Origin of the sequence: Collinsella sp. TM06-3, assembly GCF_003436395.1 — a bacterium.
Classification (GTDB): Bacteria; Actinomycetota; Coriobacteriia; order Coriobacteriales; family Coriobacteriaceae; genus Collinsella.
This window is the reverse complement of record NZ_QSPG01000020.1, coordinates 1-12,350: the sequence shown is the minus strand read 5'-3', so window position 1 is coordinate 12,350 and position 12,350 is coordinate 1. Positions and strand designations below refer to the sequence as shown.

13 protein-coding genes are annotated in these 12,350 nt (G+C 59.3%); 7 read left to right on the top strand and 6 right to left on the bottom strand.

The genetic code is table 11. The annotated features are described in order from the left end of the window. Positions 1–21: 21 nt before the first annotated feature. The gene (locus DXD56_RS07925; RefSeq protein ID WP_233524964.1) at positions 22–1,383 is read left to right on the top strand and encodes an ABC transporter permease subunit; all 1,362 of its coding nucleotides are present in this window, start codon (positions 22–24) and stop codon (positions 1,381–1,383) included. Positions 1,384–1,395: 12 nt separating this feature from the next. Beyond that, positions 1,396–2,148: an amino acid ABC transporter ATP-binding protein gene (locus DXD56_RS07920; protein WP_022094423.1), complete on the top strand. Its 753-nt coding sequence runs from the start codon at positions 1,396–1,398 to the stop codon at positions 2,146–2,148. Positions 2,149–2,265: 117 nt separating this feature from the next. On the opposite strand, the gene DXD56_RS07915 is transcribed toward DXD56_RS07920, so the two are convergent. Next, on the bottom strand, positions 2,266–2,685 hold the full coding sequence (locus DXD56_RS07915; protein ID WP_117640805.1) for a flavodoxin: 420 nt from the start codon (positions 2,683–2,685) through the stop codon (positions 2,266–2,268). A 46-nt stretch (positions 2,686–2,731) separates the two neighbouring features. Beyond that, on the bottom strand, positions 2,732–3,436 hold the full coding sequence (locus tag DXD56_RS07910; RefSeq protein ID WP_117640804.1) for a DUF3793 family protein: 705 nt from the start codon (positions 3,434–3,436) through the stop codon (positions 2,732–2,734). 174 nt (positions 3,437–3,610) lie between these two features. On the opposite strand from DXD56_RS07910, the gene DXD56_RS07905 reads away from it, so the two are divergent. Further along, positions 3,611–3,994, top strand: coding sequence for a heavy-metal-associated domain-containing protein (locus DXD56_RS07905; protein ID WP_089573009.1), 384 nt, complete (start codon positions 3,611–3,613; stop codon positions 3,992–3,994). Positions 3,995–4,020: 26 nt separating this feature from the next. Here DXD56_RS07905 and DXD56_RS07900 read toward each other — a convergent pair whose 3' ends face one another. Together DXD56_RS07900 and DXD56_RS07895 are read right to left on the bottom strand one after the other, a co-directional pair. Further along, a complete protein-coding gene (locus DXD56_RS07900) occupies positions 4,021–4,446 on the bottom strand; it encodes a hypothetical protein (RefSeq protein WP_233503836.1) in 426 nt (141 codons plus the stop codon). Then, complete coding sequence (locus DXD56_RS07895; RefSeq protein ID WP_117640803.1) at positions 4,439–5,944, bottom strand: DNA repair protein; 1,506 nt, start codon at positions 5,942–5,944, stop codon at positions 4,439–4,441. The genes DXD56_RS07900 and DXD56_RS07895 overlap by 8 nt, the downstream gene beginning before the upstream one ends. Positions 5,945–6,167: 223 nt before the next feature. Here DXD56_RS07895 and DXD56_RS07890 point away from each other — a divergent pair, with 223 nt between their 5' ends. The 4 genes from DXD56_RS07890 (at position 6,168) to DXD56_RS07875 (ending at position 10,387) form a co-directional block, all read left to right on the top strand. After that, positions 6,168–6,692 carry an iron-containing alcohol dehydrogenase gene (locus DXD56_RS07890; RefSeq protein WP_099431475.1) on the top strand — a complete coding sequence of 175 codons (525 nt, stop codon included), beginning with the start codon at positions 6,168–6,170 and terminating at the stop codon, positions 6,690–6,692. 199 nt (positions 6,693–6,891) lie between these two features. Further along, positions 6,892–8,586, top strand: coding sequence for a glucose-6-phosphate isomerase (pgi, locus tag DXD56_RS07885; protein WP_117564424.1), 1,695 nt, complete (start codon positions 6,892–6,894; stop codon positions 8,584–8,586). A gap of 235 nt (positions 8,587–8,821) precedes the next feature. Next, positions 8,822–9,664 carry a Cof-type HAD-IIB family hydrolase gene (locus DXD56_RS07880; RefSeq protein WP_199411569.1) on the top strand — a complete coding sequence of 281 codons (843 nt, stop codon included), beginning with the start codon at positions 8,822–8,824 and terminating at the stop codon, positions 9,662–9,664. 63 nt (positions 9,665–9,727) lie between these two features. Further along, positions 9,728–10,387: an HAD family phosphatase gene (locus DXD56_RS07875; protein WP_316242505.1), complete on the top strand. Its 660-nt coding sequence runs from the start codon at positions 9,728–9,730 to the stop codon at positions 10,385–10,387. Between the two features lie 264 nt (positions 10,388–10,651). Here DXD56_RS07875 and DXD56_RS07870 read toward each other — a convergent pair whose 3' ends face one another. Both DXD56_RS07870 and DXD56_RS07865 read right to left on the bottom strand, forming a co-directional pair. Then, positions 10,652–11,434, bottom strand: a complete 783-nt coding sequence (locus tag DXD56_RS07870) for a TatD family hydrolase (protein ID WP_117640799.1) — start codon at positions 11,432–11,434, stop codon at positions 10,652–10,654. A 14-nt stretch (positions 11,435–11,448) separates the two neighbouring features. Continuing rightward, on the bottom strand, positions 11,449–12,246 hold the full coding sequence (locus DXD56_RS07865) for a ThiF family adenylyltransferase (RefSeq protein ID WP_117640798.1): 798 nt from the start codon (positions 12,244–12,246) through the stop codon (positions 11,449–11,451). Positions 12,247–12,350 lie beyond the last annotated feature (104 nt).

The following is a 12,350-nucleotide window of genomic DNA, read 5'->3' as shown; positions in this document are numbered from 1 at the left end:
ACTTCTACGATAGGAGCCACCTTGTCTCGACTGAACAAAGGGGCTGCGGAGCAGCGTTTTCCACTGCCCGCCTTGCTCCAAAAGCTAGCCTGCGCCATGGCCGTGGCGCTCGCGCTGGTGTGCGTGGGGGCATATGCGCCCACGACCGCCCAGGCGCTTGAGACCGCAAAGATTACCGCCCGACCCAACACCGGTTCGGGCAGCGCTGTGGTCGGCGGCACCGAGACGCGCATTACCTGGGAAGTTCAGGCCGATGCCGACGAGGAGCTGAGCGGTCTTTCTCTGACGTTTGTCGACGGCACAACGTTTGGTACCGATGACACGCGATTGACGATGCTCTCGGGCGAGGACCTCATGGATCGTACGCCCATGAAGCCCACGTGCAAGGCTGACGGCCAGACGCTCAAGATTGACTTTGGCGAGACGGCGCCTGCCGGCGGCTTTTTCCGTGTCGAGGTTTACGGCGTGACATTCCCCGTCGAGGGCGGCGATGAGGCCTTTAGCGGAACCTATACGCTCGCCGACGGTTCGACCAAGAAGATTTCCAAGATTCCTTCCGTCGAGATTAAGGGCGTGACGGCGTTCGATAACTTCCTGGCCGACCTTAAGGAACAGCCGTGGGTCGAGGCATGGAATTCCAACATGTTCCTTCGCCTGTTCCTGAACCCGGTCATTTTGGTCCAGAGCCTGCCGATCGTCTTCAAGGGCTTCCTTATGTCGCTCTCGATCGTGCTCGTGGCGTTTCCGCTGGCGATCCCCTTTGGCTTTGCCCTGTCGCTTATGCGCATATCCAAATCGCGCATCCTGCGTTGCCTTGCCGGCATCTACGTGAATGTCATCCGCGGTACGCCGGCGTTCCTGCAGATCTATATTGCATTCTTTGGCCTGCCGCTTGCCGGCGTCAAGGTGGACGACTATGTCTTGGGCGTTATCGTCATGGCCATGAACTCGTCTGCGTATCTGTGCGAGATTTTCCGTGCCGGTATTCAATCGATCCCCAAGGGCCAGAACGAGGCCGCTCGTTCGCTGGGTATGAATGCCTTCCAGACGCTGCTCTACGTTATGATTCCGCAGACGTTCCGCAATGTCCTACCTACGCTGACCAGCGAGTTTATCCTGCTCTACAAGGATACGTCGCTGCTCGCCGCCGTGGGCGTGGTCGAGATCGTCATGAACGCCCGCACCATCGTGGCAACGACGGGCTCCATTACGCCGTATGTGGTTGCCGCCCTGTTCTATCTGGTCATTACCCTGCCGCTTGCGCGCTTGGTGAGCGGTCTTGAGGCGAGGCTGCTGGGTACGGCCGAAACCAAAAAGAAGCGTCCCACCAAGAGCGCCGGACAGGTTGTCGCGACGCCCGCCGACCATATCGCTGGTCTGTAAGGAGGTTCTATTATGAGCGAAACCAATAACTCGAACGAGGTCGTCGTCAGCATCAAGAATCTCCAGAAGGCCTTTGGCGATAACGTGGTCCTGCGCGACATCGACCTTGATGTGCACAAGGGCGAGGTCGTCGTAGTCCTGGGCCCTTCGGGTTCGGGCAAGTCGACGATGCTTCGCTGCATTAACCGTCTCGAGGAGCCCACGAGTGGTTCGATTGTCGTCGAGGGCGTGGATGTGTGCGCCAAGGGCGTTGACCTCAATAAGGTGCGTACGCACTTGGGCATGGTGTTTCAGCAGTTCAACCTGTTCCCGCACCTGTCGGTCAAAAAGAACGTCATGCTTGCGCAGCAAAAGGTGCTCAAGCGCAGCAAGGAAGAGGCCGAGAAGATCGCCGTCGAGGAGCTGACCAAGGTCGGTCTTGCCGAGCGTATCGACTTTATGCCGAGCCAGCTCTCGGGCGGCCAGCAGCAGCGCGTTGCCATCGCCCGCGCCCTGTCGATGAACCCTCACGTTATGCTCTTTGACGAGGCCACGTCGGCGCTCGATCCCGAGCTGGTTCGCGACGTTCTGGGTGTCATGCGCGACCTGGCACGCGATGGCATGACCATGATCGTCGTGACGCACGAGATGGGCTTTGCCCGCGACGTCGCCGACCGCGTCGTCTTTATGGACGGCGGCGTCATTGTGGAAGAGGGTACGCCGAGCGAGGTCTTCGACCACCCCAAGAGCGAGCGCACCAAGGCGTTCTTGGGCAATATCTCGTAGCCGGTTGATGTAACTGCCGTTATAAAAGAGCGGGGGCTGGACTTGAACTGCACCCCCGCTCTTTTGTAGGGATAAGGATGCGCTTTGATGCAGACTCTTTTGGAGGTCCTGGGTTCGTTACGCGAGCTCGGCTCCGAGGGCCTTGCAAGCGGTCTCGCCCTCATCGTCGGGCGCATCGTAGCAAATGACGGAATCGACGACATTGACGCCCGCCTCGTCGGCATCGGCCTTCCAGTTGTCCATCCACTCGCCCTCGGCCCACGAATAAGAGCCAAAGAGGACGACCTTCTTATCGCCGAGGGTCTCCTTGACCTCGTCCCACATAGGCTGGAACTCGTCATACTCAAGCTCCTCGGAACCCATGGCGGGGCAGCCGAAGGCAATGGCGTCATAGTTGGCGGCCTTGTCTGCGGAGAAGTCGGCGCAGGAGATGACCTCTGCCTCGGCGCCGGCACCGGTTGCACCCTCGGCAACGAAGTTTGCCATGGCCTCGGTGTTGCCTGTACCGCTCCAGTAGACGACGGCGATCTTGCTCATATGTCTTCCTTTCGGTTGTGCGGCGTGCGGCCGCGTTTTGTATGCTCTATCGGGTTGCCTGGGCAAGTTGCGCCAAGCTGCAGCCCTGCTGATAGACAAAGGTGAGGTATTGAGTGCAGGCACGGTAGGCGTCAAACATCGCAAGCGCTTGCTCGACATTCGTGTAGACCTTCCAAGCTCCAAAGACCTTGTAGTTCTCGCCGCGCTGGACGATAAACTCGTGCACGTCGTCGTAGGGATATCCAAGGAAGTAGCCTATTTCGTGCGGAAACTCGCAGGTGCAGTCGTTGCTGCAGCTAGCTTGCTGGGGTAGTGCGCATCGAGTCTGGCTACAAGCGCATTCCGCGATGTTATTGCTCGCGAGCGTGATGCGTGATGCCAAATGCACAAGGCATGTCGAAAGGTCTCTCGTGTCGTAGCCTTCCGAGGCGAGCGCTGTTTGGGCGCGAGGGTCTGCGAAATAGGTGGCGAGGCTTTTGGCTCGGTACACGTACACGAGTGCTCCGCAGGGCCGCCAGACCAAAACACTCAGGTGGATGCCGAGCGGGTCAAGCTCGCGATTGCACTGGGCGATAACGTTGAGCAGGCGCGCGCGGCGTTCTGCGATGGTTTCGGTTGTGGTCGAGCCGTCCCCGTGGGCGTAGGTGCCTGGATAGGTAAAGAGCGATGCCGGCTTGATGCCCGCGAGCGTGGGAGAGCAGTTGCGCACGACTGCTGCCTGAAACGTTGGGATGTCTATGGTTCGAGTCACGGCGCTCCTTACGGATCTAAACTGTTAGCCTAGGAAAACTTATACACGAAAGTAAGCCATGGTCAACAAAAAAGTTTGAAGAGGGAAACTAATTGACCGAACAGACATGATTTTGGGTTAAGATGGGGACACCCCATGGGGGTATCTAGATAGTGCTACTTGAAAGGGGAGCGCATGAGCGACTTGCTCAACCCTGCGAATCTCATCGTGCTGGCCGTCATTGCCGTCGGCATGTTTTTTGGACTGCGTCGCATTGCCGCTTCGACACACGGGAAGAGTTGTTGCAGCGATGGTGCGAGCGGCAAGAAGGCCAAAAAGGTTGTTGTGGTGGATACCGATGCGTCACACTATCCCTATAGCGATGAGCTGCTCATCGGCGGCATGAGCTGTGAAGGCTGCGCTCAGAACGTAGCCAATGCCCTCAATGCGCTGGATGGTGTGTGGGCTACGGTAACGTACGCGGACCACACAGCGCGTGTGCGCTCCAAGCGGCCGATCAATCGCGGTGTCCTTGAGACTGCCGTGAGAGATGCGGGTTACTACGTCATGACGCTGTAAGCGTCGCTCTGGGTGCGCTTCCTTGGCTAGGCTCGTCCGCGCAGTTCGATGTCTTGGATGTCGTCGAAGTCGATGGCGATGTCTCGGAGCTTGAGGAGCTTGAAGGCGGGGAGCGCCTCGTCGAGGATGCCGGTGCGGCTGCGATAGCCGTATGTATCGTAATAGGTGACACGAACCAAGTCGCCACGTTTGAGACCCTCGAGCTTTTTAGAAAGTACGAGGGCTTTTTCTTCCGTGAGCTCACGTTTTGACTCGACGGTGATTTCCTGCTTGCGCACGAGTTCGTAGTATCCCGTGAGGGCGGCAAAGGGCATAAACTGTGCGGCGCGGTTGGCGCGCACGGCACCGTTGGCAGTGAGGTTGGGGTCGGCGGCGCGGCGTCTGCCCTCGGGGTCCGCCAGGCGCTCGAAGGCGGTCGGCGGGCGCACGGGCTGCTGCTTGGGTTTAGGCACGATGTCCTCCAACTTGGCCGTTGCGTTCGCGCGCGGTGGCGCCGGCGGTAAAGCTTAATCCCTTGACGAGCGCGTTCTTGCCGTACTTGCCTTTCACGGCCAGGACGGCGCGCGCCAGGTCGCGCTCGCGCTCATCGGCCTCGATATCGCTGAACAGATCGATGGTGGCAAATTCCTCGGGCACAAGATTGCCAAATCCCAGGTTGATGCGCTTGACCGGTCGTTTGGGATCGACCGTTTGTGCCCAAAGGTCATCGAAATACCCCATGATTTTCTTAAACGAATTAGTGCGCTCGGGCAGCTTTCGCGAGGCGTTGGAGTGCGCAAAGAGTGCGGCATAGCCACCACGCGGTTTGCCGCCATGCTCTCCCACAAAGATGCCATCGATTGCCTGCGCTTCGCGCACCAGGCGACGCCTTTCGTCATCGCGCTGGACGGGCTTGGGAGCACGGGGCGCGAGCTCGGGGCCGTCGGTCGCTGCGGGCTCGATGCCCGAGGTGCTCGAGCGCAAGTGTCCGCAGCCGTCTATATACTGCGCCGTGCCGCTGGCGTTGAGCCGGCGTATGTCGGCGCGCTCGCTCGCGTAGCCCACAAAGAGCGAGATGCTGTCGCAGACCACGTGCTTATCGACTAGATCCAACACGGCGTTGTCGACCATTTCGCGCAAGACGGTGTAGGCCTGCTCGTAGGCATAGCCCTTCGAGAGCACCTGTCCTGTGGTGGTCGAGGTCGCTTGCGGGCGATAGGCTTGGATATCGGCGATGGTTGTCGGCTCGCGCCCGAAGGCGTGGTCGATGAGATATTCGGCGTTGACGCCGAGTTCGTCGTAGAGCAGGTTCTCGTCGAGTGCGGCGACGCCCATCAGGTCGTAGACGCCGTATTTCTCGAGACGGGCCGCCACGCCGGGGCCGATGCCCCAGATGTCGGTGATGGGGCGATGGGGCCAGATCTCCTTGCGAAAGATCTCGTCGTCGAGTACGCCAATGCGGCTGGCTACGTGCTTGGCGGTGATGTCGAGCGCCACCTTGGCCTGGAATAGGTTGGGGCCGATACCGACCGTCGCCGTGATGCCGGTGCGCCCCAAGACCTCGTCGCGCAACATGCAGGCGAACCCTTCGGCATCGGTGTGATAAAGGTCCAGATAGGGCGTCACGTCGATAAAGCACTCATCGATGGAGTAGACGTGCACGTCCTGGGGGCTGACGTATTCCAGATAGACGCCGTAGATTTGCGCCGACACCTCCATGTAGTGTTGCATGCGCGGCACTGCTTTGATGTAGTCGATGCCGTCGGGAATCTCGAATAGACGGCAGCGGTTGTGTATCCCGAGGTCCTTCATGGTCTGCGTGATAGCGAGACAGATGGTCGTGCGTCCGCGCGATTCGTCGGCAACGACCAGGTTGGTGGTGAGCGGATCGAGCCCACGATCGACGCACTCGACGCTGGCATAAAACGTCTTGAGGTCGATGCAGATGTAGGTGTGCTGCTCGTGCTCCATCCGAGCCTCCCATCAAACACATGTTCTTATCGAATACCTGTTCGATAATACCTGCTCGACCGGACACCGTCAAAACCTGTCCCTATTTGGCAGATATGGTCGTGCGGTTGCATCGGGTTTTTAACGCAGCCCTAAAGAGCGCGAAACAGCTCGGAAAAGCTCGCTTCGTAGCATGAGGCTAACGATTGATACCACCATAAAGCACGGAAGGGTTGTGGGGATAATGGTCAACTATGGGTTTGGTATGCCGACGCGCTTGGTTGCGGATGGGGATGTGGCTCGCTGGTGCGGGCGATTGGTTGCCCACTATGGCGGCACCAAGGCACTGGTCGTGCTGGGAGGCGACAAGCACACGCGTGATGAGCTCGTTTCGGCGGCGCTGGGCTCGCTCGATCGCGCCCTGCTCGAGCGCGTGCTTTTCCGCTGCGGCTCGGTTGAAGGCGACGGAGGAGACGAGCTGATCGACGAAGCCGTGGCCCTGGCGACCGACGAAGGCGTGGACTTTGTCTTGGCGATTGGCGATGCCGATACTGCCGGCTTTGCGCGCGAGCTCGCCCGTCGCATGGCGGCGCTCGATGTCGGCGAAGACGGTTTTGTCCCTTATGGATGTATCGTCTCGGAGGGCAAGGTGCCTGCCGTCGTGGGGGCCGGCGAGGTTCCCGTTTTTGCCATCATCGCGCCCGAACTGCTGGAGGGCATCGGGTCTCCTCTGCGTGAGTTGCTCGGTAGCGTCTGCGCTGCGGCCTAATATTTGGCATAAAGGGATAGGTTATTTTTGATTGGTAAAGCGTTTGACCTGCCAAATTAAACCTGTCCCTTTTTGGTCGGTTGCCGTTTGGGGGCCGATTGGCAACGCTCGCTGATTATAGTCTTGACCTGCGCTAGAATAGTGGCATCTGAATGTCCGGGCGCATGGAGGCGTGCGCCCGTATGCTGAGGAGGACTCTATGGCAACTGTTGCCGCACCTATCGATGCTACGTCGACTGCCGCTTGGAAGGCGCTCGAGGCCCATCAGGAGAAGCTCGAGGCCGAGGGTATCGACCTCAAGGCCTGGTTCGCCGCCGATGCCGAGCGCGTGAACAAGCTGAGCTTTGACGCCGGTGACCTGCACTTCGACCTGTCCAAGAACCTGGTGACTGATGAGACCGTCAAGCTGCTGTGCGATCTTGCCCGCGAGGTGAAGCTCGAGGAGCGCCGCGACGCCATGTTCTCCGGCGAGCACATCAACACCACCGAGGACCGCGCCGTCCTGCACACCGCGCTGCGCCGCCCGGCAAGCGAGAAGGGCCAGCTCATCGTCGACGGCCAGGACGTCGTCGCCGACGTGCACGAGGTTCTCGACCGCATGTATGCCTTCGCCGAGCGCGTGCGCTCCGGTGAGTGGAAGGGTGTTACCGGCAAAAAGATCGAGCACCTGGTGTCCATCGGCATCGGCGGCTCCGATCTGGGCCCGGTCATGGCCTACGAGGCCCTGCGTCCCTACGCCGACGCCGGTATTGACTGCCGCTACATCTCCAACATCGACCCCAACGATCAGGCAGAGAAGCTCAAGGGCCTCGATCCCGAGACCACGCTCGTGATTATCGTCTCCAAGACTTTCACCACGCTCGAGACCCTCACCAACGCTCGTGAGGTCAAGACCTGGATGCTCGAGCAGCTCAAGGCTCAGGGTGCCATCGACGGCTCCGATGAGCAGAACGCCGAGGCCGTGGCCAAGCACTTTGTCGCCGTTTCCACCGCGCTCGAAAAGGTCGAGGCCTTCGGTATCGACCCCGCCAACGCCTTCGGTTTTTGGAACTGGGTCGGCGGCCGCTATTCCGTCGACTCCGCCGTGGGTCTGTCGCTGATCGTCGTGCTCGGCCCCGAGCGCTTCCAGCAGTTCCTTGAGGGCTTCCACGCCATCGACGAGTACTTCTGCAACACCCCGCTCGAGAACAACGCCGTCGCGCTGATGGGCCTGCTCAACGTCTGGTACGTCAACTTCTTCGGTTCCAAGAGCCACGCCGTGCTGCCGTACTGCCAGTATCTGCACCGCTTCCCGGCCTACCTGCAACAGCTCACCATGGAGTCCAACGGCAAGCACGTCCGCTGGGACGGCAGCGCTGTGACCTCCGATACCGGTGAGATCTTCTGGGGCGAGCCCGGTACCAACGGTCAGCACGCCTTCTACCAGCTGCTGCACCAGGGCACCGTGGTGGTCCCGGCCGACTTTATCGCTTTCGCCAACACTGCCAACCCCGCAACCGACAGCGGCCAGGACGTCCACGAGCTGTTCCTGGGCAACTTCCTGGCCCAGACCAAGGCGCTCGCCTTTGGTAAGACGGCCGACGAGGTTCGTGCCGAGGGCACGCCCGAGCAGATCGTCCCGGCCCGCTGCTTTGAGGGCAACCGTCCGACGACCTCGATCTTCGGCGACACGCTGACCCCGTTCGCACTCGGCGAGCTCATCGCCCTGTACGAGCACATCACGTTTGTCGAGGGCACGGTCTGGGGCATCGACTCCTACGACCAGTGGGGCGTCGAGCTGGGCAAGCAGCTTGCCAAGCAGATCACCCCGGCCTTCCACGACGACGCTGCCAAGGCCGAGCAGGACGCTTCGACCCAGGCGCTCATCGAGTTCTACCGCGCTCACCGCAAGTAGTTTTTACGGCCGAGTTGGCTTATGGCTGAAAGGGGCCCGTATCCGTTGGGATACGGGCCCTTGCTATTTGGATAGGATGGAATGTATCGGGAGGCGCCTCGACGGGCATCGCAATCGTCGAAGGCGCGCCGTTCATGTTCGGGACAATATGACTTTTTACCCGTTGCAGACAGAGCCGCCGTGGGTGTTCTGTATGATGGCTCAGACAAGGTTGTTCAATGATAGGGAGGCATATATGGCAATCAAAGCCATCGCAATGGATATCGACGGTACACTCACCAACGACCAAAAGGTCATCAGCCCGCGTACGTGCGAGAAGCTGCTCGCTGCGCAGGAGTCGGGCATTAAGCTCATCTTGGCTTCGGGTCGTCCTGCATGGGGGCTGCACGCCTTGGCGCAGGAGCTCGACCTTCAAAACCATGATGGTCTGCTAGTTGCCTTTAATGGCGCGCACGTGGTCGACGCTCAGACCGATGAGGTCCTATTTGATCAGGCCATGCCGGCTGACGAACTGCACCGTCTGATTGATCATCTGCGCAATTTCGACGTGATTCCTATGATTTCGCTCGGTCGCGATTTGCACGTCGAGGACTCGTACCATTGCATGATCACGCTGCCTGACGGCTTGCGGAAGAATATCGTCAAGTATGAGCGCGATGCGTGCGATCTTAAGATTCGCGAGGTCGAGAGCCTGCATGAGGTCGTGGACACTTATCCCGTGGACAAGCTGCTGACGGCGGGTGATCCGACCTACCTGCAGGCGCATTACGAGGAGATGTATGCGCCCTTTACCCAGACGCTTTCGGGCATGTTTACGGCCGACTGGTACTTTGAGTACACGGCGCCCGGTATCGACAAAGCCCGTGCGCTCGAGGGTGCCCTGCCCAAGCTCGGTATCGATGCCAGCGAGGTCGTCTCGTTTGGCGACGGCCAGAACGACAAGTCCATGATTGAGTGGGCCGGCACCGGTGTTGCCATGGGCAACGCCGTCGATGAGGTTAAGGCAGTTGCCCAGATGGTAACCGCCAATAACAACGAAGACGGTATTGCAGTGGCGCTGGATAAGCTGCTGGGCTAGAATCGCCGATAATGTATGGTTCGGGCGCCTGCTTACAGGCGCCCTTTTGTTAGGGAGGGTGCCGTGTCCGCATTTCCGTTCGATGCCGTTATCTTTGATATGGACGGCGTTATTGTCGATACCGAGTATTACTACCTGGGCGAGACTGCCGCGTTTGCCAAGGAGCTTGGGCTTAACCTGACTCAAGAGGAGTTGAATGGGCAAGTCGGTACCTCGCATCAGTTCTTCCTGCATATGCTGGTCGATTGGTTTGAGCGCGCCGGTAAGGGGCATTTCACTGGCGAGGAAGCGTTGGCCCGTTGGGACGAGTGGGCGCATAAGCGTCCGCGCGACTATCAGGCTTTGATTAACCCAGGCGCCGTGGATACGATTCGAGAGCTGCCGCGCCGTGGCGTTCGCGTGGCGCTTGCCAGCTCGTCTCCCATGGATAGCATCGAGGAAGTGCTCAACGCGTGTGGGCTGTCGGATGCCTTTGAGTATGTGGTGAGCGGCGAGCAGTTTAAGGAGAGCAAGCCCGAGCCCGACATCTACCTGCATGCGCTGGACCTGCTGGGGCTGCCCGCGAATCGCTGCTGCTGCGTTGAGGATTCGGTGCCTGGCATCACTGCCGGCAAGCGAGCCGGCCTGACGGTCATTGCCAAGCGCGAGGAGCGCTTCGGCTTTAGCCAGGACGCCGCGGACAAGATTATCGACCAGCTGCCCGAGCTGCTTGAGCTTTCTTAGGGGGTCTGTTGGAGGCTCTTTAGGGGTTCGTGGACAAAAAATGCCAAATATGAGTACTGTCACTAATTTAGTAACAGGGAAATTATGCTTTTAAGGTCCTGGTTGAGCGCCTGGGGGCGATTATAACCTGTTAAATATGGCTTTAGCCATGCTAAAACGCCTTGATAATGAACAGCTGTACATTATCAAGGCGCTCTTTTGTCACAATATAATGCTACTAGCTTTACAGCAGTACTCATATTTGGTGTTTTTTGCCCACCGGGGTCAGCGGAAGTCAAATATGAAGCGCGAATTTTCCAAAACGATCGATTCGGCGCTCTCCACGACGCAGTTTTTAAGTTCGGCGATGTGCAGGGAGGCGCTTTTTAGCGATGTGATGAGCTGTCGCGCGCTTGCATCTGCTTGCGGTTCGGCTGGAGCGTCGGTTTCGAGCAGCAGACGGTCGAGTGGGATCTGTCGGGCGTATTCACGACCGCGCTTGGTAGCGAGCATCCGTTCGTTGACGGAAAAATAGCAGCCCGCATTACGCGCGCGGGCGAGTTCGTCCGAAGCGCCGCTAAACCAGTGGAAGATGATAGCGGGGGAATCGGGGTTTGGGATGAGTAATCCGTGCGATTCGAGGACGTCCAGTACGGTTCCTGCCGAACGAACGGCGTGAATTGATATCACTCGCCCGGTAAGAGGATGCTGCGCGAGTGTATCGCAGAGCCGGTCAAATGCCTGTATTTGTAGCGGCTCGCTTCCGGCATAGCGCGCGGAAAAGTCGAGTCCCACCTCGCCGATGTAGCGCTCTTGGGCAGCAACTTCGCAAAGCAGATTGACTTCGGCAGGACCGCAGCGGCCGTCGGCGAGCCACCAGGGATGGAGGCCGGCGCCCGCGATAATGTTTGGGTAGCGGCCGGCCCGCTTTTTTGCTGCCGCGAAGTCGCGTGGGTCGACCCCGCAGTCAAAGAGCCCCAGCCCCAATGCCTCCGACTCACTGATTGCAGCATCGGGGCTGAGCATCAAATCAAGGTGACAATGCGTGTCAAAGAATCGCGGTTCCATCTCGGCGCGCTCCGCTAGTCCAGGCGCTGGCCGTCGGCGCGCACGCGCTCGCACCCGCGCCCACTGATCTGGCGGATAACCTCGCCGGCGATCATCTGGCCCATGATGGGCGGCATAAAGCTGGCGGTTCCCAGCTCGGTGCGCTCGTGGATGTTGGAAGGGTCGCGGGGCTGTGTCTTAACCGATTCCTCGCAGCTAAACAGTACATGTAGGCTCTTGATTCCGCGCTTCTTACATTCTTTGCGCATGATGCGGCTCATGGGGTCACGTACCGTATCGAAGATGTCGGCAAAGCGGAGGCACTCGGGATGGAGCTTGTTGGCCCCGCCCATGGAACTAACCAAACGAATGCCGTGGTCCTGAGCATATTTGGCAATGGTGAGCTTGGCCGAGATGGTGTCGATGGCGTCGACGACGTAGTCGAGCTTGCCGCCCGTCTGCTCCAAAACGCTCGCGAAGAAATCATCGATGTTGTCGCTCAGCAGGTATTCGGTACGTTTGATAACGGTGGCGGCAGGATTGATATCGTGGATCATGGCTTCCATCACGTCAACCTTGCGCTTGCCGACGGTGCTATGAAAGGCGATGGCCTGGCGATTGATATTGCTGGGCGCGATGATGTCCTTGTCCAGAATGACGAAATGACCGATGCCGCCGCGGGCGAGTGCCTCGCAGCAGTTGGAGCCCACGCCTCCGCAGCCGAGCACCAACACCGTAGCATCGGCGAGCTTATCGAGTGCCTCGCGGCCCATGATGATCTCGAGCTTGGTGTCGCGTGTCTCGATGGCGGCTGCGGCAGTGGTTTCGGTCATAAATATCCTCCGATGGGGAAGCAGGTCGTGTTTTAGCTATCGCCATTATAGGTATTATTACGATGGTTGATTTCCGATCTCAGCCGAACACATTGAGCAAATAG